Source organism: Pseudocitrobacter sp. 73 (assembly GCF_008369545.1).
GTDB classification, from domain to species: domain Bacteria; phylum Pseudomonadota; class Gammaproteobacteria; order Enterobacterales; family Enterobacteriaceae; genus Pseudocitrobacter; species Pseudocitrobacter vendiensis.
The window spans coordinates 256,120-279,530 of the sequence record NZ_VTZO01000015.1 but is presented as its reverse complement, the minus strand read 5'-3'; the positions used below and the strand labels follow the sequence as shown (position 1 = coordinate 279,530).

General features: G+C 52.9%; 21 protein-coding genes, 1 tRNA gene and 2 rRNA genes. 5 read left to right on the top strand and 19 right to left on the bottom strand.

Going from position 1 to position 23,411, the window contains the following annotated elements:
• Positions 1–54 precede the first annotated feature (54 nt).
• The 3 genes from rrf (F0Q32_RS17355) to rrf (F0Q32_RS17345) all read left to right on the top strand — a co-directional run bounded on the left by rrf (F0Q32_RS17355) (position 55) and on the right by rrf (F0Q32_RS17345) (position 554).
• Positions 55–170: ribosomal RNA gene (gene rrf, locus F0Q32_RS17355) — 5S ribosomal RNA — on the top strand.
• A gap of 153 nt (positions 171–323) precedes the next feature.
• Positions 324–399 (top strand) — tRNA-Thr (locus F0Q32_RS17350).
• A 39-nt stretch (positions 400–438) separates the two neighbouring features.
• Positions 439–554: ribosomal RNA gene (rrf, locus tag F0Q32_RS17345) — 5S ribosomal RNA — on the top strand.
• A 231-nt stretch (positions 555–785) separates the two neighbouring features.
• On the opposite strand, the gene F0Q32_RS17340 is transcribed toward rrf (F0Q32_RS17345), so the two are convergent.
• From F0Q32_RS17340 to F0Q32_RS17310, 7 genes are all read right to left on the bottom strand, one after another.
• Positions 786–1,544, bottom strand: a complete 759-nt coding sequence (locus F0Q32_RS17340) for an amino acid ABC transporter ATP-binding protein (RefSeq protein ID WP_149464052.1) — start codon at positions 1,542–1,544, stop codon at positions 786–788.
• Between the two features lie 7 nt (positions 1,545–1,551).
• Entirely contained in the window at positions 1,552–2,655 is a 1,104-nt protein-coding gene (locus F0Q32_RS17335) for an amino acid ABC transporter permease (RefSeq protein ID WP_149464051.1), read from the bottom strand.
• A gap of 9 nt (positions 2,656–2,664) precedes the next feature.
• A complete protein-coding gene (locus tag F0Q32_RS17330) occupies positions 2,665–3,846 on the bottom strand; it encodes an amino acid ABC transporter permease (protein ID WP_149464050.1) in 1,182 nt (393 codons plus the stop codon).
• 63 nt (positions 3,847–3,909) lie between these two features.
• The gene (locus F0Q32_RS17325) at positions 3,910–4,935 is read right to left on the bottom strand and encodes an amino acid ABC transporter substrate-binding protein (RefSeq protein WP_015962766.1); all 1,026 of its coding nucleotides are present in this window, start codon (positions 4,933–4,935) and stop codon (positions 3,910–3,912) included.
• Between the two features lie 448 nt (positions 4,936–5,383).
• Positions 5,384–5,605, bottom strand: a complete 222-nt coding sequence (locus F0Q32_RS17320) for a lipoprotein (RefSeq protein ID WP_015962767.1) — start codon at positions 5,603–5,605, stop codon at positions 5,384–5,386.
• A 251-nt stretch (positions 5,606–5,856) separates the two neighbouring features.
• Positions 5,857–8,970 carry an efflux RND transporter permease subunit gene (locus F0Q32_RS17315; protein WP_149464049.1) on the bottom strand — a complete coding sequence of 1,038 codons (3,114 nt, stop codon included), beginning with the start codon at positions 8,968–8,970 and terminating at the stop codon, positions 5,857–5,859.
• A 14-nt stretch (positions 8,971–8,984) separates the two neighbouring features.
• Positions 8,985–10,142, bottom strand: a complete 1,158-nt coding sequence (locus tag F0Q32_RS17310) for an efflux RND transporter periplasmic adaptor subunit (protein ID WP_149464048.1) — start codon at positions 10,140–10,142, stop codon at positions 8,985–8,987.
• A 377-nt stretch (positions 10,143–10,519) separates the two neighbouring features.
• On the opposite strand from F0Q32_RS17310, the gene envR reads away from it, so the two are divergent.
• Positions 10,520–11,176 carry an acrEF/envCD operon transcriptional regulator gene (envR, locus tag F0Q32_RS17305; protein WP_149464047.1) on the top strand — a complete coding sequence of 219 codons (657 nt, stop codon included), beginning with the start codon at positions 10,520–10,522 and terminating at the stop codon, positions 11,174–11,176.
• 43 nt (positions 11,177–11,219) lie between these two features.
• On the opposite strand, the gene F0Q32_RS17300 is transcribed toward envR, so the two are convergent.
• The 12 genes from F0Q32_RS17300 to F0Q32_RS17245 form a co-directional block, all read right to left on the bottom strand.
• Complete coding sequence (locus tag F0Q32_RS17300) at positions 11,220–11,384, bottom strand: DUF2556 family protein (protein ID WP_149464046.1); 165 nt, start codon at positions 11,382–11,384, stop codon at positions 11,220–11,222.
• 146 nt (positions 11,385–11,530) lie between these two features.
• The gene (gene fis / locus F0Q32_RS17295; RefSeq protein ID WP_000462905.1) at positions 11,531–11,827 is read right to left on the bottom strand and encodes a DNA-binding transcriptional regulator Fis; all 297 of its coding nucleotides are present in this window, start codon (positions 11,825–11,827) and stop codon (positions 11,531–11,533) included.
• Between the two features lie 24 nt (positions 11,828–11,851).
• Entirely contained in the window at positions 11,852–12,817 is a 966-nt protein-coding gene (gene dusB, locus F0Q32_RS17290; protein WP_149464045.1) for a tRNA dihydrouridine synthase DusB, read from the bottom strand.
• Between the two features lie 359 nt (positions 12,818–13,176).
• On the bottom strand, positions 13,177–14,058 hold the full coding sequence (gene prmA / locus F0Q32_RS17285; RefSeq protein WP_015962773.1) for a 50S ribosomal protein L11 methyltransferase: 882 nt from the start codon (positions 14,056–14,058) through the stop codon (positions 13,177–13,179).
• A 12-nt stretch (positions 14,059–14,070) separates the two neighbouring features.
• Positions 14,071–15,522, bottom strand: a complete 1,452-nt coding sequence (gene panF / locus F0Q32_RS17280) for a sodium/pantothenate symporter (RefSeq protein ID WP_149464044.1) — start codon at positions 15,520–15,522, stop codon at positions 14,071–14,073.
• On the bottom strand, positions 15,512–15,754 hold the full coding sequence (locus F0Q32_RS17275) for a YhdT family protein (RefSeq protein WP_149464043.1): 243 nt from the start codon (positions 15,752–15,754) through the stop codon (positions 15,512–15,514). Before F0Q32_RS17275 ends, panF begins: the two co-directional genes overlap by 11 nt.
• A 105-nt stretch (positions 15,755–15,859) precedes the next feature.
• Complete coding sequence (gene accC, locus F0Q32_RS17270) at positions 15,860–17,209, bottom strand: acetyl-CoA carboxylase biotin carboxylase subunit (protein ID WP_149464042.1); 1,350 nt, start codon at positions 17,207–17,209, stop codon at positions 15,860–15,862.
• Positions 17,210–17,219: 10 nt separating this feature from the next.
• Positions 17,220–17,684 (bottom strand): acetyl-CoA carboxylase biotin carboxyl carrier protein, encoded by a 465-nt coding sequence (gene accB, locus F0Q32_RS17265; protein ID WP_149464041.1) that lies wholly within the window; start codon positions 17,682–17,684, stop codon positions 17,220–17,222.
• A 22-nt stretch (positions 17,685–17,706) separates the two neighbouring features.
• Positions 17,707–18,159 (bottom strand): type II 3-dehydroquinate dehydratase, encoded by a 453-nt coding sequence (aroQ, locus tag F0Q32_RS17260; RefSeq protein WP_149464040.1) that lies wholly within the window; start codon positions 18,157–18,159, stop codon positions 17,707–17,709.
• A gap of 234 nt (positions 18,160–18,393) precedes the next feature.
• Positions 18,394–18,993, bottom strand: a complete 600-nt coding sequence (gene msrQ / locus F0Q32_RS17255; RefSeq protein ID WP_149464039.1) for a protein-methionine-sulfoxide reductase heme-binding subunit MsrQ — start codon at positions 18,991–18,993, stop codon at positions 18,394–18,396.
• A complete protein-coding gene (gene msrP / locus F0Q32_RS17250; RefSeq protein WP_149464038.1) occupies positions 18,993–19,982 on the bottom strand; it encodes a protein-methionine-sulfoxide reductase catalytic subunit MsrP in 990 nt (329 codons plus the stop codon). Before msrP ends, msrQ begins: the two co-directional genes overlap by 1 nt.
• An 80-nt stretch (positions 19,983–20,062) precedes the next feature.
• Positions 20,063–21,037 carry an MDR family oxidoreductase gene (locus F0Q32_RS17245; RefSeq protein WP_149464037.1) on the bottom strand — a complete coding sequence of 325 codons (975 nt, stop codon included), beginning with the start codon at positions 21,035–21,037 and terminating at the stop codon, positions 20,063–20,065.
• A gap of 218 nt (positions 21,038–21,255) precedes the next feature.
• Between F0Q32_RS17245 and csrD the strand changes: the two genes are divergently transcribed.
• Positions 21,256–23,196, top strand: coding sequence for an RNase E specificity factor CsrD (gene csrD, locus F0Q32_RS17240; RefSeq protein ID WP_149464036.1), 1,941 nt, complete (start codon positions 21,256–21,258; stop codon positions 23,194–23,196).
• Positions 23,197–23,411 lie beyond the last annotated feature (215 nt).

Here is a 23,411-nt window from a genome sequence, read left to right as displayed (position 1 = left end):
GCTTGATAACAGATTAAATTAACCGGCGTAAGCGGGTTAATACAACAGAATTTGCCTGGCGGCACTAGCGCGGTGGTCCCACCTGACCCCATGCCGAACTCAGAAGTGAAACGCCGTAGCGCCGATGGTAGTGTGGGGCCTCCCCATGCGAGAGTAGGGAACTGCCAGGCATCAAATTAAGAAGTATGGCACTGACCTCTGAGGCAGTTCACTACTCGATAAGAGAGTAGGACAAAAGCGAAAGCTTTTGAACGTTGCAAAGCAACGGCCCAAAGGGTGAATCACGAAGTGATTCATAAACTGCCAGGCATTAAATTTAGCGTGCTGATATGGCTCAGTTGGTAGAGCGCACCCTTGGTAAGGGTGAGGTCCCCAGTTCGACTCTGGGTATCAGCACCACTTTTTCGGTTAAAGTTCGGCAGATTAGAAAAGAATTTGTCTGGCGGCAGTAGCGCGGTGGTCCCACCTGACCCCATGCCGAACTCAGAAGTGAAACGCCGTAGCGCCGATGGTAGTGTGGGGTCTCCCCATGCGAGAGTAGGGAACTGCCAGACATCAAATAAAGCAGAAGGCCATCCGGAAGGATGGCCTTTTTGCATTGGAGCGAAAAAAATGCCGGATGGCGGCTTCGCCTTATCCGGCCTACGGGTACGGTGCGAACCTGAACTGTGTAGACCTGGTAAGTGTAGCGCCACCAGGGAATTTGTTGGCTCAATAATTAATAAAGCAGAAGGCCATCCGAAAGGATGGCCTTTTTGCATTGGTGCGAAAAAACGGGATAGCAATTAATGGATTACCTGCGATAAAAATGCGCGTGTACGCTCGGATTTCGGATGTGCAAAAAACTCCTCTGGCGCGGCCTGCTCGACAATCTCTCCGCGATCCATAAATATCACCCGATCAGCGACGGTACGCGCGAAACCCATCTCATGCGTGACACACAGCATCGTCATACCCGACTGCGCCAGTCCAATCATCGTATCCAGCACCTCTTTAACCATCTCCGGATCGAGCGCCGATGTCGGTTCATCAAACAGCATAATCTTGGGTTTCATGCACAGAGAACGGGCAATCGCGACACGCTGCTGCTGCCCGCCGGAAATTTGCCCGGGAAACTTATGTGCATGCTCGGCAATCCTCACGCGCTCAAGGTAATGCATCGCCAGCGCTTCTGCCTCTTTCTTTGGCATTTTATGCACCCAAATGGGGGCCAGCGTACAGTTTTGCAGAACGGTCAGATGCGGGAATAAATTAAAGTGCTGGAACACCATGCCCACTTCCTGACGTACTTTCTCGATATTACGCAGATCGTCGTTTAGCTCGATCCCATCGACAATAATTCGCCCCTGCTGATGTTCCTCAAGGTGGTTGATACAGCGGATGGTTGTTGATTTTCCTGAGCCCGAAGGCCCACATAATACAATACGCTCACCCGGCCTCACTTTAAGATTAATGTCTTTTAAAACATGAAATTGCCCGTACCATTTATTCACATTTTCCAGCGTAATCATCGCGTCGGCGGGTTGCATCAAAATTTGGCTCATAGATTCCTCAGTGCGGTGTACGCCCGGTGTGGAAGCGCTTTTCCAGGTACTGGCTATAGCGCGACATGCTAAAACATAAGATCCAGTAGATCAGTGCAGCGAAGACATATCCTTCGGTCGACATTCCCAGCCAGGTGGGATCGACGGTTGCTTGTTGTACGCTGCTGAAGAGATCAAACAGGCCGATGATGATTACCAGGCTGGTATCCTTAAACAACGCAATGATGGTGTTCACCAGACCTGGAATCACCAGTTTCAGCGCCTGTGGAAGAATAACCAGTCCCTGCATCCTCCAGTAGCCCAGCGCCAGCGACTCCGCGGCTTCATATTGACCCTTTGGCAGCGCCTGAAGTCCGCCGCGTACCACTTCCGCGACGTAGGCTGACTGGAACAGGATCACACCGACCAACGCGCGAATCAGCTTATCGATACTGGTGCCTTCCGCCATAAAGAGCGGCAGCATGACCGAAGACATAAACAGAACCGTAATAAGCGGCACGCCGCGCCAGAACTCGATAAAAATTACCGACAGAATACGCACCACTGGCATCGTCGAGCGCCGGCCTAACGCAAGGAGGATCCCGAGTGGGAGTGCCCCCGCGATGCCAACAGAGGCGATAATCAGCGTCAGTGTCAGCCCGCCCCACTGGCGCGTCTCGACGCGATCCAGCCCAAAAATTCCACCGTACAGCAGGCCCCAAACAATTAGCGGATAGATAACCGCCCAACCAGCAATGTAGCGCCCGCGCTGTGGCATGTTGCGCCAGAACATCAGCGCTATGGAGAACAGGCCAATCAGCAGTGCCAGATTAATTCGCCAGCGCTGATCGTGCGGATAGAGGCCATACATAAACTGGCCAAAACGTTGGTGGATAAAGACCCAGCACGCCCCGGCTTTCGTACAATCGGCGCGTGTCGTGCCAATCCAGTTGGCCTGCAAAAATGCCCAGTTCAGCAGTGGCGGAATTAACTGCCACATCAGCCACAGGCAGAACAGGGTGAGCAAGCTATTCAGCCAACTGGAGAACAGGTTTTTACGTATCCAGACCAGCGGTCGCCAGGATGAAGCTGGCGTGGGCGGGACCGGATGCGATAACAGTGCTTTTGTCATCATGGCTCCTTAACGCTCGACCAGGGCGATGCGGCGGTTATAGAGGTTCATCAGCAGGGAGATCGTCAGGCTGATAATCAGGTAAACCGACATGGTAATGGCGATGGTTTCAATCGCCTGTCCAGTCTGGTTGAGTACCGTTCCGGCAAACAGTGACACCATATCCGGATAACCAATCGCTGCCGCTAAAGAGGAGTTCTTCACAATGTTCAGATACTGGCTGGTGAGCGGCGGAATGATAACCCGCAGCGCCTGTGGGATGATCACCTGGCGCAGCGTGATCGGATTCGGCAGCCCCAGTGAACGCGCCGCTTCATGCTGACCATAAGGCACCGCCTGAATACCCGCACGAATAATTTCCGCGATAAACGCCGACGTATACACAGAGAGCGCCAGGGTGAGCGCCGCCAGTTCAGGGATAAGCGCCATGCCACCGCGGAAATTAAACCCCCGCAGTTCCGGCACATCCCAGTGTAATGCCGCGCCAAAAAGCACGTGAGCCAGAAACGGTAAGCCAATAATGAGCGCCAGCGCAGCAGGCCAGGTACGGCGGAGCTGGCCCGTTTTGATCTGTCGTAATGTGTTATAGCGATACAGCCCGATAGAGATGGCAATAGCGACAATCATGGCTGCCAGAAATGCCAGCAGCCCTTCCCCTAACTGCGGTGCAGGAATATACAGCCCACGATTGCTGAGAAACAGCAGGTCAAAGGCGTTAACCGCCTGACGCGGCCCCGGCAGGTTGCGCAGTACGGCAAAGTACCAGAAAAAAATTTGCAGCAGCGGGGGAATATTACGGAACGTCTCGATGTAAATCGTAGAGAGTTTACGCAGCAGCCAGTTATCTGATAAGCGGGCCAGGCCAAGGAAAAAGCCGAGTATCGAGGCGAAAACAATACAGAGGGCGGAAACCAGCAGTGTGTTCAGCAGTCCGACCAGAAACACCCGGCCATAGGTATCTCCCTGCTGATAATCAATCAGGTGCTGGACGATACCAAACCCGGCGCTGCGATCGAGAAAAGCGAAGCCTGAGGTGATACCGCGGTTATTCAGGTTGGTAATCGTGTTGTGTATCAAATAGATGGCGATAGCGACAAGCGTCACTACGGCGATAATTTGAAACAGCCAGGCACGAACCGTGGGATTAGAAAAGGAGAGGGCTCCCTTTACGGTTGGGTGACGATGGCGCATAAAAAACCTCAGAACCAGAACGAAAATGTGGGCGCCGCAGCGCAGCGCCCGTTACTGCCGTGCTTAGCGTACTGGCGGAGCGTACTGAATCCCGCCATTGTTCCAGAGGTTGTTTTGCCCGCGTTTGATCTTCAGCGGGCTTTCCGATCCGACATTGCGCTCGAAGATCTCGCCGTAGTTGCCGACCTGTTTCACAATGTTGTAAGCCCATTTGTTATCGAGCTTAAGATCTTTCCCGTAATCACCCTCTTTGCCTAACAGGTGCGCCATATCCGGCGTGGCAGGGCTGGCGGCTTTCTCGTCCACATTCTTCGAGTTGATACCCATCTCTTCGGCGTTCAGCATGGCGAAAAGCGTCCAGCGAACGACGGAGAACCATTCGTCATCGCCACGGCGTACTACCGGCCCGAGCGGCTCTTTTGAGATAACCTCAGGCAGTACAATCCACTCCGCCGGGTTACCCAACTTGATACGCAGGGCATACAGTTGAGACTGGTCAGAGGCCAGCGTATCGCAGCGGCCTGACTCCAGCGCTTTGGCCGATTCGTCAGAGCGGTCGAAGGTCACCGGCGTATACTTCATGTTATTTGCTTTGAAGTAGTCCGCCACGTTCAGTTCCGTATCTGTGCCTGCCTGAATACAAACCGTCGCGCCATCCAGCTCTTTCGCACTTTTCAGGTCGGCCTTGTTATGGGTCAGGAAGCCAATACCGTCGTAATAGGTGACGCCGGTGAACGACATCCCCATGCCAGCATCGCGCGAGGAGGTCCAGGTGGTATTACGGGAGAGTAGATCGACTTCACCCGATTGCAGTGCAGTGAAGCGCTCTTTGGCAGTGAGAGGGGTATATTTTACTTTGCTGGCATCACCAAAGACGGCAGCGGCGACGCCGCGACAGACATCTACGTCGATACCGCTAAATTTGCCATCAGCATCGGCGTAAGAGAAACCGGGCAAGCCGTCACTTATCCCACACTGGACGAACCCCTTTTTCTTAACTGCATCAAATGTGGTACCTGCATGTGCCTGATTCACAACTGCAAACAGCGCGCCGGCAGCGGCGAGGCTGGCTATCATTATCTTTTTCATAATGCATCCTGTGTGGCGAGAAATTATCGTTATAAGTGACGTTTGGGAAACGCCTGAACCTGTCTGTCGTGATGGCTCTACTTTTTAACTAAGCAAACGTAGTGCCAGGTTTGCGCGAGCGAGTGACAGCGCAATATGTCTGAGTGTAGACAGGAAAAAATAAAATCAGCGCCCCGAAACAGTGCGAAATTACAACGTAAGCCACATTTTGGCGCAAAATATTTTCTTTTTAACGGCAACAGTTCGCTAACAGTTTTGGCCGTGAATATAAGCAAACTGTAGGATGAATTGAATATGTGAAAAGCAACACGAATAATTGCAACGCAGCAATATTTAAGACAACAGGATGTGATTAACTTCTATATGTATTTATTTATACAGCGGATGGCGTTTATAAAATTGCACCACAGAAAGGCAAACGCGCGGTCAGGGCCGCGCGCGGAAAGCATTATTTGGACAGGGCGATGATCCCCATCGTCAGACCCGCCACGGCGGCAGTCCCCACCGCGACGGCGCCGGCAGTCTCCCAGTTATCCTGAGTGGTGCCTTTCATGCAGGTATTGGTATGAACCAGGCGGCCCTGGTCATCATAGACCGGTACGCAGGGAGAATCGTGAGCACAACCTGCCAGCAGCGCGGTAAGCAGTGCGACAGAAATTAATCTTTTCATGGTGTTACCTCAATAATCACGCCTTCGCTTAATAAGTTGAATTCCTTATTAACGAGCTCGAGGCTATTTTATCACTGGCGATATAAAGACCATCGTGTGGAATAATGTCAATTCATGTGAATTGTAAAAATAATGAAGGGAGAAGAATTTTATAAATTGGTTTTAAGAAAGAACGAATCACTATCTTATTAATTATTATAGCCTTCAGACTCCATAAAAAAAGCGTCCGAAGACGCCATTATGTTTCAGTCTTACTCGCCTTTGCCTTTGAAGCGACGACGAATCACCACAAAGAAGACGGGGACGAAGAAGATGGCTAACAATGTCGCGGAAACCATCCCGCCCATCACGCCAATACCCACCGCATTCTGCGCGCCGCTCCCGGCGCCGTTGCTGATTGCCAGCGGTAATACGCCGAGGATAAACGCCAGCGATGTCATCAGGATGGGACGCAGACGCATTCGTACTGACATCAACGTTGCTTCTATGATGCCTTTGCCCTCTTTCTCCATCAAATCTTTGGCAAACTCCACGATCAGAATGGCGTTCTTGGCCGATAGACCAATGGTGGTGAGTAGGCCAACCATAAAGTAGACGTCATTTTTCTGGCCAAAGAGCGTAGCAGCTAACAACACGCCGACGATCCCCAGCGGTACAACCAGCATCACGGAGAATGGAATCGACCAGCTCTCGTAGAGCGCTGCCAGGCAGAGGAAGACGATAACGAAAGAGATGCCGATCAGGGCAGGTGCCTGGTTGCCTGACAGTCGCTCCTGATAGGACATCCCGGTCCAGTCGTAACCAATGCCCACTGGCAGCGTCGACGCCAAATGCTCCATCAGCGCCATCGCTTCACCGGTACTTTTACCCGGAGCGGATTCGCCCTGAATTTCCATTGAAGGTAGCCCGTTATAGCGTTCCAGACGCGGTGAGCCGTGAGTCCAGCGTGCTGAGCTGAAGGTGGAGAACGGCACCATTTCGCCACTCGCACTGCGCACGTAAAGATTATTAATATCTTCCGGCAGCATGCGGAACTTCGCATCCGCCTGCACGTAAACCTTTTTCACGCGACCACGGTCGATAAAGTCGTTAACGTAAGCGCCGCCCAGCGAGGCCGAAATAGTCTCGTTGATATCTGAGAGCGATACACCCAATGCCTGTGCCTTTTCCTGATCGACATCGAGCTTAAACTGTACCGTATCTTCCAGCCCGTTGGGTCGGACACCTTCCAGAACATCAGGATGCTGCATGGCTTTGCCCAGCAGTTCGTTACGTGCCGCGGTTAACGCCTGATGGCCCAGCCCGCCCTGGTCGATGAGTTCGAAGTCAAAACCGGTGGCCGTACCCAGCTCCAGAATGGGCGGCATGTTAAAGCCCCGTACAAAGCCATCGGTAATCTTTTCAAATGCCGCATTGGCGCGGCTCAAAATGGCGGTAACCTTCGACTCTTTTCCTTCACGCTGCTCCCACGGTTTCAGGCTGACAAACGCCATCCCTGCGTTTTGCGCCTGACCGCTAAAGCTGAATCCGTTAACGGTAAACACGCTTTCGACATCCGCTTTTTCATTATTCAGGTAATAATGCGTCACCTGGTCGAGCACTTTTTGCGTGCGTTCCTGCGTCGCCCCCGCGGGAAGCTGAACGATGGTCATAAATACGCCTTGATCCTCGTCCGGAAGGAACGAGGACGGAAGACGCAATGCCAGGATCACCATCCCGGCAACAATCAGAACAAAGATCAGCAGATAACGCCCGGTTGAACCCAGAATCCGGCTCACGCTGTCGGTGTAATGCCCTACGCTCCGTTCGAACAGATTGTTAAACCAGCCAAAGAAACCGCCTTTAGGGGCATGCTGCTCTGGCGACATCGGTTTTAAGAGGGTAGCGCACAGTGCCGGCGTGAGGATTAACGCAACCAATACCGATAGCGCCATCGCCGACACGATGGTGATAGAGAATTGTCGATAAATCGCCCCGGTAGATCCGCCAAAGAAGGCCATCGGAATAAACACTGCCGACAGCACCATCGCAATCCCGACCAGCGCACCCTGAATTTGCGACATCGATTTTTCTGTCGCTTCCCTTGGCGGCAGATGTTCTTCAGCCATTACGCGCTCGACGTTCTCCACCACTACGATGGCATCATCGACCAGCAGGCCTATGGCGAGCACCATCCCAAACATCGTCAGGGTATTAATGGAGTAACCGAAGGCGGACAGAATGGCGAATGTTCCCAGAAGTACGACCGGGACCGCGATCGTCGGGATAAGCGTCGCGCGTAAATTCTGTAAAAACAGATACATTACAAGGAAGACCAACACGATCGCTTCGAAAAGGGTTTTCACCACCTCATTGATGGAAATTTTCACAAACGGTGTTGTGTCGTACGGATAAACCACTTTCATCCCCTGCGGGAAGAAAGGTTGCAGTTCTGCCAGCTTCTCTTTAATGGCTTTTGCGGTATCAAGGGCGTTGGCGCCCGTCGCCAGCTTGATTCCCAGGCCCGAAGCCGGATTGCCGTTAATCCGTGCCACCACGTTGTAGTTCTCACCACCCAGCTCAATGCGTGCGACATCTTTCAGGTGCACCACGGAGCCGTCAGTATTCACGCGCAGTGTAACGTTCCCGAACTCAACCGGATCTTTCAGACGCGTTTGCGCAATGATGGAAGCGTTAAGTTGTTGCCCCGGAAGCGCAGGCGTGCCGCCAAGCTGACCGGCGGCAATCTGATCGTTCTGTACCTTTAGCTGGTTGATGACATCAACCGGGGTAAGGCGATATTTATTCAGAAGGTTGGCATCCAGCCAGATACGCATGGCGTATTGTGCGCCGAACAGCTGTACATCGCCCACGCCGTTAAGGCGACTAATGGAGTCTTTAATATTAGAGGCCACATAGTCAGAAATATCATCCTGCGTGGTGGCGGGGTTATCGGAGACAAAACCGGCCACCATGAGGAAGCTGCTGCTCGATTTTTCGACGCTGATCCCTTGCTGCTGCACTTCCTGCGGCAGCAGCGGCGTGGCGAGCTGAAGTTTATTCTGCACCTGAACCTGTGCGATATCCGGATCGGTACCTGACTGGAAGGTGAGGGTTATCGTCACGCTCCCGGCGGAGTCGCTGGTGGACGACATGTACATCAGGTTATCGATACCGTTCATGTTCTGCTCGATAACCTGCGTCACCGTATCCTGTACCGTCTGCGCATCTGCGCCCGGATAGTTAGCGGAAACAGAGACTGCTGGTGGCGCGATAGTGGGATACTGCGCAACCGGCAGCTGTAAAATCGCCAGCACGCCAGCCATCATCAGAATGATAGCCAACACCCAGGCGAAAATTGGACGCTTAATAAAAAAGTTAGCCATTTCGTAGGGATACCTTACTGCGCCGCAGGCGGGGTTGATTCATCGCTAACGGCGGTAACCTTCGCGCCGGGATGCACTTTCTGTAAACCGCTGACAATTACCTTGTCGCCCGTCTTCAGCCCGTCGCTAATCAACCATTGGTCGCCAATGGCCTGAGTGGCTGTTACGTTACGGGTCTCGACGGTGCTGTCATTGTTCACCACCATCACGGTGGCATCACCGCGTGGCGTGCGTGTGACGCCCTGTTGCGGCACCAGCATGGCATCTGGCTGCACACCTTCATCGATGCGGGCGCGCACAAACATTCCGGGCAGCAATGTATGCTGCGGATTCGGGAAGACGGCGCGCAGAGTAATAGAACCGGTGCTTTCATCGACGGTGACGTCAGAGAACTGCAGGGTGCCTTTTAGGGGATAAGGCTGGCCATTCTCCATCAGCAGTTCCACGTTGCTGGCAGTATTCTCTTTTTGCAGATTACCCTGCTCGACGGACTGTTTCAGGCGCATAAAGTCGCTGCTGGACTGTGTTACGTCGACATAGATAGGGTCTAACTGTTGTACGGTTGCCAGTTCGGTGGTTTGCCCATTTGTCACCAGTGCGCCTTCCGTCACATTGGATTTACCAATACGTCCGCTGATGGGTGACGTGACTTTGGTATAAGCCAGATTGATACGCGCGCTCTCAACCGACGCTTTGGCGGCAACGACTACCGCATCCGCCTGACGCGCGTCGGCAATGGCCTGGTCATACTCTTGCTGGCTGATGTATTTGGTCCCCACCAGCGGCACATAGCGTTTCATCGTCAGGTGGGCAATCTGCGCGGCAGCTTCACTTTTCCCCAGTTCGGCTTTCGCACTGTCGTAATCGGCCTGATAGGTTGCCGGGTCAATCTGGTACAGCGATTGCCCCGCTTCAACGTCGCTGCCTTCCGTGAAGTGCCGTTGCAGGATGATACCGCTGACCTGTGGGCGGACCTGGGCGATGCGGAAGGCAGATGTGCGGCCTGGCAGTTCAGTGGTCACCGCCAACGGCGCCGTTTTCACAATGTGCACGGTAACCTGCGATTGCTGCGGATGGGCTTGCGTATCACCCTGATCGTTACAACCGGCAAGTAACGTAGCCGAAAGGATGATGAAGGTGGGCAGGAGTGAAAACCTGGCGTATTTCGTCATTGCAGTTCCTTATAAACTGAAGCTCGCTATTTACCGTTGCGGGGTAATAGAGAAAACAGAGATCGAGAAAATAAATAGTTTGCTATCCTACAAATAATAAGGTGGCTATGTAAGTAATAGTTATTTATTCACCCTTCGAAAGGCACGCAAACATAAAGTAGAGATAAGATAAGTGTATCTTTTATTGGCGTCGTGTTTCTAAATATAACGTAATGCCGATGGCTGAAATTATATATTTATGATGAATGTAATTATATTATTTTATTTGCTATGGTTATGTGTGTTATCTCGACGGTTTTTAATGCTTCAGGATGAATTAAAGATAAAATAGTGTCATTATTGCCATATTCATCTTTTCTTCTATGCAGGGTTACGCCATGGCGAAAAAAACAAAAGCAGAGGCGCTTAAAACTCGTCAGCTTCTGCTCGAAACGGCGATCGCGCAGTTTGCTGCGCGTGGCGTGACCAATACCACGCTGAACGATATCGCCGATGCTGCCCAGGTCACACGTGGCGCTATCTACTGGCACTTTGAGAACAAAGTACAGTTGTTCAATGAAATCTGGCTACAACAGCCGGCACTGGGAGAACTGATCACCTTTGACCTTACCGCAGAGTGGCAGAATAACCCATTAAGGTTGATGCGTGAAAAACTGATACTGGGATTGCAATATATTGCAACTAATCCCCGTCAGCGGGCATTAATGCAAATTTTGTATCATAAATGTGAATTTCACGAAGAAATGCTTTCGGAGCAATATATTCGTGAAAAGATTGGATTCAGCCATCCGCAGATGCGCAGCTTATTGATTCAAGCCATCGCGCAAGGGCAGCTCTCACCCAGTCTGGACTTAGACGTGATATTAATTATTCTGCATGGTTGCTTTAGTGGGATTGTTAAAAACTGGTTGATGAATCAGTCGCATTACGATTTATTCTCGCAAGCTCCCGCGCTGGTGGATAATACGCTACGCATGTTGGCAAGTAATTATAATTTTGATGAATGCATTATGGCGGAGGGCATTGCAGGATAATATCCGTGTAAGCGATTATCCTGCATGTTACGCGCAGCCAGATTTACTCCAGTTCGCTGCAGTTCACCAGCTTTAACGGATTGACCGAGTTCATGTTTCTGCACTTGTCCGTTTCCGTTGCCAGCAGCTCTATCCACTGCATCACTACCGCATCGAAGAAGAACATAAACAGCGCGAAAACGACAAGCCAACCGTATTTGCGAATCATGAGCCAACCCTGGTATTGGTAACGTGAATGGCAGCAATATACACGAAAATGAGGTTCAGGAAAGCCGAGGAAGAAGGGTTTTACAGACAATAAAAAAGGCGCGTCCCCATGCCGAGTAGCGCCTTTTTATCCGTCATAAACGAAACTTAGTTCATGCCGTATTTTTTCAGTTTTTTACGCAGCGTACCGCGGTTGATCCCCATCATGAGAGCAGCACGGGTTTGGTTACCGCGGGTGTATTGCATCACCATGTCCAACAGGGGCTGTTCTACTTCAGCCAGTACCAGCTCATACAGATCATTAACATCCTGACCATTCAGTTGAGCAAAATAGTTCTTCAGTGCCTGTTTAACCGAGTCACGCAGGGGCTTTTGAGTTACCTGATCCTGAGAGTTAACGGTAGAAACGGTCAGTACGTCAGAATTTACGCGTTGTTCGAACATAGTTCTGTCAGCTCTTTATTTCTATTACGCAAAATTTTCGAAGTATGCCTCCAACGCCTCCAGCTGTTCGCTGGCATCCTCAATGGCGTTGAATGTGCGCCGAAACTGGTCATCTGGAGCGTGCTCCTGGAGATACCAGGAGACGTGTTTACGTGCAATTCGGTACCCTTTTGCCTGACCATAAAAGTCGTGCAACTCCCGAACATGCGCGCAAAGTAAGCGCTTAACCTCTACCAGAGGCAGAGGGGGCAGCAGCTCCCCAGTGTCCAGATAATGCTGGATTTCCCGAAAGATCCAGGGTCTTCCCTGAGCTGCGCGGCCTATCATCAGGGCATCAGCCCCCGTATAGTCCAGTACAGCTCTGGCTTTAAGCGGGTCAGTAATGTCGCCATTCGCGATAACCGGAATGGAAACTTTCTGCTTAACTGCCCGAATACTGTCGTACTCAGCTTCACCATTAAACAAACAGGCGCGTGTGCGTCCGTGAATCGTCAGGGCCTGAATGCCACAATCTTCAGCCAGTTGGGCAATTTCTTCACAGTTACGGTGCTCAGGAGCCCAGCCAGTGCGAATTTTGAGTGTTACGGGTACGTCCACTGCCTTCACGACCGCGGTCAGGATAGACTGCACCTGGTCCGGATACTGCAGTAGGGCTGAGCCCGCGAGCTTGCGATTCACTTTCTTTGCTGGACAGCCCATATTGATATCAATAATTTGGGCGCCGCTTTCCACATTAATGCGTGCGGCCCATGCCATCTCTTCAGGATCGCTACCGGCGATTTGCACGGTTCGGATGCCTGGTTCATCAACGTGCACCATCCGTAAGCGAGACTTATCACTCTCCCAAACCTGCGGGTTAGATGACATCATCTCGGAAACGGTTAAACCTGCTCCCATCTCATAGCACAGCGTCCTGAATGGTCTGTCAGTGATGCCAGCCATAGGTGCTGCGATCAGGCGATTTCTGAGCTGATAGTGTCCGATGCGCATGAGTTAAGAAATGACCATACTGTGACTGCAAGGCGGCGTATATTACGCATTTTTTGGACGAGATGAAAGGCCAAACTTTGAGCAATCAGATGTTGTAGATCAATGAATCGCAGCTCAAAGGATAGTCAAAAAATAAATATCTTTAAGAATCATGAAATTAATTCGAGATGGATGTTTTGTGCGCAACGATAAAAAGGTAAAACTTCTCGTTTTTTCTTACTTCTCATCGGGTATTCACGGCACAAAACGCTGTTTTTATGAGCAAAAATAGGGGGCTATAGTGCGATCTGGATCCCATTTATGGCCATTGCCAGCAGAAACAAGGGGGAACAGGCGGCCCGGACAGGCCGCCTGAAGGCTTACTTCTTGCGGCCGGTGATCCGACACCACTCTTCTTTCTCGACCACTGCGTCGAGGTCGAAGAGGTCAGCATAAGCTTCGCATACGCTTTCTGCCTGGCTCGCCAGAATACCGGAAAGGCCCAGCAAACCACCTGTAACGGGCAGCACGCTGATTAACGGGGCCAGCTCACGTAACGGGCCCGCAAGGATGTTAGCGACCACCACATCCGCTTTCATGGCGTCTGGCTGGTCCTGCGGCAGATAAAGTTCCAGACGCTCAGAGACGCCGTTACGTTCAGCGTTATCGCGGCTGGCCTGAATCGCCTGCGGGTCGATATCAATACCGATGGCTTTTGCCGCGCCGAGCTTCAACGCCGCGATAGCCAGAATGCCGGAGCCGCAGCCGAAATCGATAACGGTTTTGCCCGCCAGATCGAGCCCGTCGAGCCACTGCAAGCACAGAGAGGTTGTCGGGTGCGTCCCGGTACCAAACGCCAGGCCTGGGTCAAGCATCACGTTCACCGCGTTGGCATCCGGCACATCGCGCCAGCTTGGGCAAATCCACAGACGCTCGCCGAAACGCATCGGGTGGAAGTTATCCATCCACTCACGTTCCCAGTCTTTATCTTCCAGTTGTTCGATTTTATGCGCAAAACCGGCGCCCAGTAGCGGATGAAGTTCCAGGGCGGCAACCACCTCTTTCATGTCGGTTTCTGCGTCGAACAGGCCGATAACGTCCGTATCGCCCCACAGGCGGGTTTCACCCGGCAGTGGCTCAAACACTGGTGTATCGTGGGTATCCTGGAAGGTGATGGAGACGGCGCCCGTTTCCATCAGCGCATCGCTTAAGTCCTCAGCGTTCGCGCCGCTGGTGTTCAGTTTCAGTTGGATCCATGGCATGGCAAAAACTCTTTATTTATCAGTAGACAGTACGACAGTTTGTGGTGCGGATGAACCGAAACGGTTCCCGACCAGAAACGCCAGCAAACTCAGCAGTAACGAAGGCACAATCGGATGGAAGCCCAGGTACTGAATATTAAACGTCGCGAGTACGGCATACAGCACGCCGCCTGCGATCATCGCGCTCAGCGCGCCTGCGGCGTTGGCGCGTTCCCAGTAAAGCCCCAGCACCAGCGGCCACAGGAACACGGCTTCCAGGCCGCCAAAGGCCAGCAGGTTCAGCCAGATGATCATCTCTGGCGGACGCCATGCCGCCAGCAGCAGCAGTGCGCCCAGAATCAGGGTAATCGCCGCCGACATCCGCTTCAGGCGTCGCTCGTTTTGCAACTGCTCCGGGCGCAGGTTCAGGTAGAGATCTTTAATGATCGTAGCGGAACTTTGCAGTAACTGGGCGTTGATTGTCGACATTATGGCGGCCATCGGTGCGGCAAGGAAGATCCCGGCGGCGAACGGCGGCAGCACTTTAACCATCAGCGTGGGGATAACCAGATCCGGCACGGTTAAGTCCGGGATCACCGCACGCCCCAACGCGCCGGCCAGGTGCATACCGAACATCAGGATGGCGACAACGATGGTGCCGATGATAATCCCGCGGTGCACGGCTTTACTGTCTTTGTAGGAGATGCAGCGCACCGCCGTGTGCGGCAGGCCAATCACCCCGAAACACACCAGCACCCAGAATGAAGTCATAAAGGTTGGCGACAGGATATCTTCCGCGCCTTCCGGGCTGACCAGTTTCGGGTCAATGGTTTGCAGCGTCTCAACCGCATGGGTCAAGCCGCCTGCCGCGTGAACGATACCGACCAACAGCACGATGGTGCCAACCAGCATCACCAGCCCCTGCATCGTATCGTTGAGTACGCTGGCGCGGAAGCCGCCAAAAGCGGTGTAGAGCGCAATACTGATACCGAAAATCAGCAGGCCGGTTTCGTAAGGAATTCCTGCAGCCGTTTCCAACAGACGCGCACCGCCGATAAACTGTACAGTCATCGCGCCGACAAATGCGATAAGCAGGCTCAGGCTTGCCAGCCACACCAGCAGGCGGCTCTGATAACGCGCAAACAGCATATCGTTCAGCGTGACGGCATTATAACGTCGCGCCAGAATGGCGAATTTCTTGCCCAGAATCCCCAGCGACAGCCAGACAGCAGGTAGCTGAATCATCGCCAGCAGAACCCAGCCGAGACCATATTTATACGCGGCCCCAGGCCCGCCGATGAACGAGCTGGCGCTGATATAGGTAGCCGTGAGTGTCATCGCCAGCACAATTCCGCCCATCGAGCGGCTGCCGAGGAAGTACTCGTTGAGGAATGTACCTGTAGTCCGTTTGCGCATCGCATAAACCGACAGGCCAAACACCACCACCAGATAAGCGACAAGCGGAAGAATTACCTCAAGCTGCATCGTCATCCTCCAGCGGAATATCGCGGTAAATCAGTTTCACCATTGCCCAGCACAGCACAATAAAAATCAGCGGGACCAGCAGGCAGGCCATCTCAAACCAGTGCGGCAGGCCGGTAACACCGATCGCCGAATCAGGTAAGTAAGCAGCCACTAACCACGCCGCAAGATAAAGAAGGGTCAGCCACAGCGCCCAGCGCGCCTCTTTATGGGCCTGAACAAAACGTGTGTCCATTTTTTGTCCCTTGTGGATGAAGAAAGCGGGGATTGTACATGAGGGTGAGCGGGAGGGGAAAAAACAAAAGGCCGGAATATCCGGCCTTTTTCAATCAACGCAGGCTTATTTTTCCTGAAGACCGAGTTTTTTCTCCAGGTAGTGGATGTTAGTGCCACCGTGCTGGAAGTTCTCGTCATTCATGATGCGGATCTGCAAATCAACGTTGGTTTTGATACCGTCGATGATCAGTTCCTGCAATGCGTTTTTCATACGGGAAATGGCAACGTCGCGGGTTTCACCGTAGCAAATCAGTTTGCCGATCATTGAGTCATAGTACGGCGGTACCGTGTAGCCCGCGTAGATATGCGATTCCCAACGAACGCCAAAACCGCCCGGCGCGTGGAAGCGCGTGATTTTACCCGGGCTCGGCAGGAAGGTGTCCGGATCTTCGGCGTTGATACGGCATTCTACCGCATGGCCGCGAACCTGCACTTCGTCCTGCTTGATAGAGAGCGGTTGACCTGCGGCGATGCGCAGCTGCTCTTTGATCAGGTCAACGCCGGTGATCATTTCGGTAACCGGGTGTTCAACCTGAATACGGGTGTTCATTTCAATGAAATAGAACTCGCCGTTTTCGAACAGGAACTCGAAAGTACCCGCCCCGCGATAGCCGATATCCACACACGCTTTGGCGCAACGTTCGCCGATGTAGCGACGCAGTTCCGGTGTGATGCCCGGTGCTGGTGCTTCTTCAACCACTTTCTGGTGACGACGCTGCATGGAGCAGTCACGTTCAGCCAGATAGATGGCATTACCCTGACCATCAGCCAGTACCTGGATCTCCACGTGACGTGGGTTTTCCAGGTATTTTTCCATATATACCATGTCATTGTTGAACGCTGATTTGGCTTCAGCTTTCGTCATGGCAATAGACTGCGCCAGGTCAGCGTCGTTGCGCACAACGCGCATACCACGACCGCCGCCGCCGCCGGAGGCTTTGATAATAACCGGATAACCAATGCGTTTCGCATGGGCACGGTTAACATCCATATCTTCGCCCAGCGGGCCATCAGAGCCAGGTACGGTCGGTACGCCTGCTTTTTTCATCGCGGTGATTGCAGACACTTTATCGCCCATCAGGCGGATAGTGTCGGCTTTCGGGCCGATGAAGATAAAGCCAGAACGTTCAACCTGCTCAGCAAAGTTGGCGTTCTCGGAGAGGAAACCATATCCAGGGTGAATAGCTACTGCGCCAGTGATCTCAGCTGCGCTGATGATCGCCGGGATATTCAGGTAGCTTTTTACGGACGGAGCCGGGCCAATACAGACCGTCTCATCCGCCAGCAATACGTGTTTTAAATCGCGGTCCGCGGTGGAGTGCACAGCGACGGTCTTGATGCCCAGTTCTTTACAGGCACGAAGAATACGCAGTGCGATCTCGCCGCGGTTAGCGATGACAATTTTATCCAGCATCTTCGCCTCGTTACTCGATGATGACCAGCGGCTCGTCAAATTCAACCGGTTGCCCGCTTTCGACCAGAACGGCTTTCACTACGCCCGCTTTATCAGCTTCGATCTGGTTCATCATTTTCATCGCTTCTACGATGCACAGGGTGTCGCCCACGTTAACTTTCTGACCCACTTCCACGAAAGCTTTCGCTTCCGGGCCTGGTGTACGGTAGAAAGTACCAACCATCGGGGAACGTACGATGTGACCACTGATTTCAGCTTTCGCCGGAGCGGCTTCTGATGCTGCTGCCGGAGCGGCAACAGGCGCTGGCTGAGCCTGAGCGACCGGTGCGGCATAAGCCTGCTGCATGACCGGGAAGCTGGCTGGCGCGGTTGCGCGGCTGATGCGTACTGACTCTTCGCCTTCAGAAATTTCCAGTTCAGAAATGCCAGACTCTTCGACCAGCTCGATCAGTTTTTTAATCTTACGAATATCCATGAGTGGGTTCCGTACTCTTTGTTTAGTGTGATTGTGACAGGCGTTTTACCGCCGTCTGTAACGCGTATGAATAACCATCTGCGCCTAATCCGCAAATAACGCCAGCGGAGACATCAGACAGATACGAATGATGGCGAAACGGTTCGCGCGCATGCACATTGCTGAGGTGAATCTCGATAAACGGGATACTTACCGCCAGCAGTGCATCTCGAAGGGCAACGCTTGTGTGCGTAAACGCGGCCGGATTAATCAGGATATAGTCGACAATGTCTTTAGCCTGATGAATTCGGTCGATGAGTGCGTACTCCGCGTTGGATTGCAGATGATCCAGTTCAACGTTCAGTGCTTCCGCTTCACGCTGTAAACCGTTAACGATTTGCGCAAGCGTCAGCGTTCCGTACTTCTCGGGTTCACGGGTGCCGAGCATGTTAAGGTTCGGGCCGTTTAAAAGCAAAATGCGAAACTTGTCTGCCATTGTGCTGCTATCTCCTGCAATTCTCCGGTAAAAAACAAAATATACCTTCGATGCGCGATTGTCACCTTTTCAGGGGCTTAAAACCCCTGTCAGGAAAACTGAAGTCGCACATTATAACTATTTCGTAGCATTTGGCAGCTAAATACTGGTCTTATCAGGGAAGATTATCAACCGCATTCGTGTAAAGTCAGGATGGAGTTCAGTAATTTGCGGTAAACCGCACATATCTCGCAGCTAGCGCCACCACTGGCGGAACTTCTTATAACGCCATGCTAAAAGCGCGACTGCGCACAGGGCATAAAGCAGCGGCTGCGGCGATAAAATTTTTACCGACCACAGATAATGAATCGGCGCGAGGATCGCCACCAGATAGACGAAGTTGTGCAATAACTGCCAGCGGCGGCCCAGTTTTCGCTGCATGTACTGGGTCGATGTTATCGCCAGCGCCAGTAAAATCAGCCAACTGGCGAAGCCCAGCAGTAAATAAGGGCGCGTAACCAGTTCCTGACCCAGTAGCGCCAGATTGTTGATACCGAGTTCCAGAAGCGCATAGCTACATAAGTGCAACGTCGCCCATGCAAAACACCATAACCCCAACAGGCGGCGGGTGCGTATCAATAATGGCTGTTTAGCGTAGCGCGCCAGCGGGGAAATCAACAAGGTCGCCAACAGTAATTTCAGAGCCATCCTACCGGTGAAGTGCTGGATATCTTTTGCCGGATCGGCGCTGAGTTGCCCGGAAGAGGCGGCCCAAAAGAGCCAGACAAACGGCAAAAATGCCGCAACATGCAGGCAAAGTTTCAGCCAGCGAATGTGTGTAACGGTTAAACGCATTAAAAGTTCTCCCGCAAATCCAGCCCACGATAGAGTGAGGCCACCTGGTCGGCATAGCCATTAAACAGCAGCGTCGGCTGACGTTTCACATCCAGAATCCCACCGGAACCAATAAAGCGTTCACTCGCCTGTGACCAGCGCGGATGGTCGACGTGCGGATTCACGTTGGCATAAAAGCCATATTCATTGGCTGCGGCGAGGTTCCATGTGGTTGGTGGACGTTCGCGGGTGAGCTTTATAGAGACAATCGATTTGATGCCCTTAAAGCCATATTTCCACGGCACAGTGAGACGAACCGGCGCGCCATTTTGCGGCGGCAGCGCTTTGCCATACACGCCGACGGTCAACATGGTGAGCGGGTGCATCGCTTCATCCAGGCGCAGCCCTTCAACGTAGGGATATTTCAGCCCGCCGCCAATAAATCGGTCTTTTTGTCCGGGCATCACATCAGGGGCGTATAGGGTCTGGAAGGCGACATATTTTGCATTACTGGTGGGCTCAACCAGCGATAGCAGTTTATGTAAAGGAAAGCCCACCCACGGCACGACCATCGACCAGGCCTCTACGCAGCGCATCCGGTAAATGCGCTCTTCCAGTGGAAAGCGACGGGTGAGATCATCGTGATCAAGCGTTAGCGGCTTCGCCACTTCGCCATCAATCGTCAGTTTCCAGGGATCGGTCGGCAAACTGCCGGCATTGGCAGCCGGGTCGGCTTTATCGAGGCCGAATTCATAGAAGTTGTTGTAACCGGTGACTTTATCTTCCGGCGTTAAGGTGAGTTTATTTTGCCATTCGGCGGGTTTACTGAAATCGAGCGGTTTACCGGAAGGCGCTGGCGGGCGATCGTTACCTTTAAACCAGTCGCTGAGGCCCGCCTGGGCAGGCAGCGCAATGGCAGCCGTACTGATTCCTAACATCTTCAGCACCTGGCGGCGCTGCATCATAAAGACGGACTCTGCGGTCACGTCGGCTTCGGTTAATTTTTTCACGTTATCTCACCTCTCCGTCATTTGTACTAAGCATGACGGAGAGGCGTTATTTGCGCGAATATGTCACGAAAATTTGAAGATTAGGCGATTTTTACCAGGATACGGCCCTGTGCCTGATTGTTGATAATCGCGTCAGCAAACTGCGGTGCTTTATCAAGGGGGATTTCCGTCGCACTCTGGGCGTAAAACGATTCTGGCAGATCTTTCACCAGACGCTCCCACGCGGCGGTGCGGCGCGCAATTGGGGTCATCACTGAATCGACGCCTTGCAAACGGACGTTGCGCAGAATAAACGGCATCACGGTGGTCGGCAGGGCGAAACCGCCCGCCAGGCCGCAGGCCGCCACGCAACCGCCGTAGTTCATTTGCGCCAGCACCTTCGCCAGCACTTTATCGCCAACGGTATCGACAGCACCCGCCCAGACCTGTTTTTCCAGTGGACGCGTTTCTGCGAATTCATCACGCGCCAGAATTCGGTTTGCGCCCAGCTGGCGCAGGTAATCGTGGGTGCTTTCGCGACCTGAAACAGCGGCCACCTGATAACCCAGTTTATGCAGTAGCGCGACCGCGGTGCTGCCTACGCCGCCGCTGGCGCCAGTTACCACAATTTCGCCGTCTTGTGGACGCACACCCGCATCTTCCAGTGCCATCACGCACAGCATGGCGGTGAAACCGGCGGTGCCGATAATCATCGCTTTACGGCCATCGAGCCCCTTTGGCATCGGCACCAGCCAGTCGCCCTTCACGCGTGCGCGTTCAGACAAACCGCCCCAGTGATTTTCCCCTACGCCCCAGCCGGTGAGCAGCACCTGCTGACCGGGCTGGAAACGCGCATCGTCGCTGGCGTGTACCGTACCGGCGAAATCGATGCCGGGCACCATAGGGAAGTTGCGGATAATTTTGCCTTTTCCGGTGATCGCCAGCGCGTCTTTATAGTTCAGGCTGGACCACTGAATATCCACGGTGACATCCCCTTGCGGCAACAGGCTGTCGTCGATGCGCTGTACCGATGCAAGGGTTTTCCCGTCCTGCTGTTTTAAGATTAATGCCTGCATAATCCGTCCTCAATGGCTCGATGTTGGGTAAAATTTCCTTCAGAACTATACTCGCTACACACAATTCTATGTCGATTTGGCGCAATAAATTGCCAGAAACCCCTGATTTGGTAGTATGCCGGGTTCATTTGATATGTTAGTGCTCACTTTTGAAGGAGCGGGCAGCCGGGGCCGGGCGATTTGTCGGGTGACGATTAACCAACGGAGTTAAATCAGGGATGCGATTAACGACGAAATTTTCCGCTTTTTTTACGCTGCTGACCGGGTTGACAATCCTGGTGACGTTGATTGGCTCGTCGCTGAGTTTTTATAACGGCATTCAATATAAAGTGAAGAGCCGCGTTGAGGCGGTGGCCACGGTGCTGGATAATCGCCTGCTGACCACGCCCTTCGAGCAACTGGGCCCGCAGCTTGATGAAATGCTGGCGCCCGTGGATGTGGTGCGTGTCGATTTCCTCCAGGATGGAAAAAACATCTACCATCACGCGCGCAAAAGCAGCTACCGCCCGGTCGGCAGCTATTATCGCTATCGCGAAGTGGTGATTGATTCTGTTAAGCATCCCGGCATGCAAATTAAGCTGGAGTATCAGGATCCGATGGCGAACTACTTCCGTTCGCTGATGACCACACTGCCGCTGACGCTAACCATTGCTTTTATGGTATTGATGGTGTTTATCGCTGTGCGCTGGCTGCGTCGCCAACTGGCGGGACAAGAGTTGCTGGAATCGCGGGCCATTCGCATCCTGAACGGTGAGCGCGGCGCGAAAGTGAAAGGTAACGTTCACGAATGGCCTGCCCGCACGAGTAGTGCGATGGACCTCCTGTTGTCAGAAATTCAGTTTGCCGGTGAACAGCGCAGCCGAATGGATACGCTGATTCGCGCCTATGCCGCGCAGGATAATAAAACCGGCCTCAGCAATCGTCTTTTCTTTGATAATCAACTGGCGACGCTGCTGGACGATCAGGAAAACGTCGGTGCGCACGGCATTGTGATGATGATTCGTCTGCCGGACCTCGATTTACTGCGCGACAGTTGGGGCAATGAAGCGGCAGAAGAGCACCTCTTTATGCTCATCAACCTGCTTTCCACCTTTATGATGCGTTACCCCGGCGCATTACTGGCGCGATACCACCGCAGCGACTTTACTGTACTGTTGCCGCATCGCACCCTGAAGGAAGCCGACAGTATCGCTGGTCAACTGCTCAAGGCGGTGGATGCGCTGCCGATAACCAAAATTCTCGACCGTGATGACATGATGCACATTGGCATTTGTGCCTGGCGTAGCGGACAAACCAGCCAACAGGTGATGGAGCACGCGGAAGCCGCCGTACGCAACGCGGTGTTGCAGGGCAGTAATAGCTGGGCGATTTACGATGATTCGCTGCCGGAGAAAGGGCGCGGGAATGTACGCTGGCGTACGCTCATCGAACAAATGTTACGACGCGGCGGCCCGCGTCTGTATCAGAAACCGGCGGTCACGCTTAATGGTCGTGTGCATCACCGGGAACTCATTTGTCGCATCTATGACGGTACTGAAGAGGTGATTGCCGCTGAGTATCTGCCGATGGTGCTGGAGTTCGGCCTGATGGAAGAGTATGACCGTTTGCAGATAAACCGCGTGCTGCCGTTCCTGAATTTCTGGCCAGAGGAAAACCTGGCGTTGCAGGTGTCGGTCGAGTCGCTCATTCGCCCGCGTTTTCAGCGCTGGCTGCGTGATACGTTAATGCAATGCGAAAAATCGCAACGTAAACGGATTATTTTTGAACTTGCAGAGGCGGATGTTTGTCAACATATCAGCCGCTTGCAGCCCGTCGTGCGTTTAATTAACGCATTGGGGGCCAGGATCGCCGTTATTCAGGCGGGTTTAACCCTGGTGAGCACCAGTTGGATTAAGCAACTTGAGGTTGAACTCATTAAGCTTGACCCAAGCCTGGTGCGAAATATTGAGAAGCGGAGTCAAAACCAGTTGCTGGTGCAAAGTCTGGTTGAAGCCACGAAAGGCACAACCATGCAGGTTTTTGCGCCGGGCATCCGGAGCCGTAGTGAATGGCAGGTACTGACAGAGTGTGGCGTTTCCGGCGGGCAAGGTGATTTTTTTGCCGCCTCACAACCACTTGACACGAATGTGAAAAAATATTCGCAAAGATACTCTGTTTGACCTGCTGTTTAGCGTGTTTATCACGTAGAATAATGCGCGCGGTTTATTCGGGGGTGTGCGTGTCTGCTCGCCGGGTATATGTCGCATCATGCAAGTCGACGACCTTTGAAACAGGTTGCAAGTCCAGATTGGGATACGGTTAATGACTCCCGACGCTGATGGAGCCAGGTTGGATTTGTAACAGAGGAAACGAACTGCACTAATTTTCACCGTTG

Bases quoted from the DNA above. Each gene is read 5' to 3' on its own strand.
- envR (WP_149464047.1), top strand. From the start codon at position 10,520: ATGGCGAAAAAAACAAAAGCAGAGGCGCTTAAAACTCGTCAGCTTCTG.
- F0Q32_RS17335 (WP_149464051.1), bottom strand. From the start codon at position 2,655: ATGACAAAAGCACTGTTATCGCATCCGGTCCCGCCCACGCCAGCTTCA.
- F0Q32_RS17245 (WP_149464037.1), bottom strand. From the start codon at position 21,037: ATGCAGGCATTAATCTTAAAACAGCAGGACGGGAAAACCCTTGCATCG.
- accC (WP_149464042.1), bottom strand. From the start codon at position 17,209: ATGCTGGATAAAATTGTCATCGCTAACCGCGGCGAGATCGCACTGCGT.
- panF (WP_149464044.1), bottom strand. From the start codon at position 15,522: ATGCAGCTTGAGGTAATTCTTCCGCTTGTCGCTTATCTGGTGGTGGTG.
- accB (WP_149464041.1), bottom strand. From the start codon at position 17,684: ATGGATATTCGTAAGATTAAAAAACTGATCGAGCTGGTCGAAGAGTCT.
- F0Q32_RS17300 (WP_149464046.1), bottom strand. From the start codon at position 11,384: ATGATTCGCAAATACGGTTGGCTTGTCGTTTTCGCGCTGTTTATGTTC.
- F0Q32_RS17325 (WP_015962766.1), bottom strand. From the start codon at position 4,935: ATGAAAAAGATAATGATAGCCAGCCTCGCCGCTGCCGGCGCGCTGTTT.
- aroQ (WP_149464040.1), bottom strand. From the start codon at position 18,159: ATGGCAGACAAGTTTCGCATTTTGCTTTTAAACGGCCCGAACCTTAAC.
- F0Q32_RS17310 (WP_149464048.1), bottom strand. From the start codon at position 10,142: ATGACGAAATACGCCAGGTTTTCACTCCTGCCCACCTTCATCATCCTT.
- F0Q32_RS17330 (WP_149464050.1), bottom strand. From the start codon at position 3,846: ATGCGCCATCGTCACCCAACCGTAAAGGGAGCCCTCTCCTTTTCTAAT.
- csrD (WP_149464036.1), top strand. From the start codon at position 21,256: ATGCGATTAACGACGAAATTTTCCGCTTTTTTTACGCTGCTGACCGGG.
- prmA (WP_015962773.1), bottom strand. From the start codon at position 14,058: ATGCCATGGATCCAACTGAAACTGAACACCAGCGGCGCGAACGCTGAG.
- F0Q32_RS17320 (WP_015962767.1), bottom strand. From the start codon at position 5,605: ATGAAAAGATTAATTTCTGTCGCACTGCTTACCGCGCTGCTGGCAGGT.
- fis (WP_000462905.1), bottom strand. From the start codon at position 11,827: ATGTTCGAACAACGCGTAAATTCTGACGTACTGACCGTTTCTACCGTT.
- F0Q32_RS17315 (WP_149464049.1), bottom strand. From the start codon at position 8,970: ATGGCTAACTTTTTTATTAAGCGTCCAATTTTCGCCTGGGTGTTGGCT.
- F0Q32_RS17340 (WP_149464052.1), bottom strand. From the start codon at position 1,544: ATGAGCCAAATTTTGATGCAACCCGCCGACGCGATGATTACGCTGGAA.
- F0Q32_RS17275 (WP_149464043.1), bottom strand. From the start codon at position 15,754: ATGGACACACGTTTTGTTCAGGCCCATAAAGAGGCGCGCTGGGCGCTG.
- dusB (WP_149464045.1), bottom strand. From the start codon at position 12,817: ATGCGCATCGGACACTATCAGCTCAGAAATCGCCTGATCGCAGCACCT.
- msrQ (WP_149464039.1), bottom strand. From the start codon at position 18,993: ATGCGTTTAACCGTTACACACATTCGCTGGCTGAAACTTTGCCTGCAT.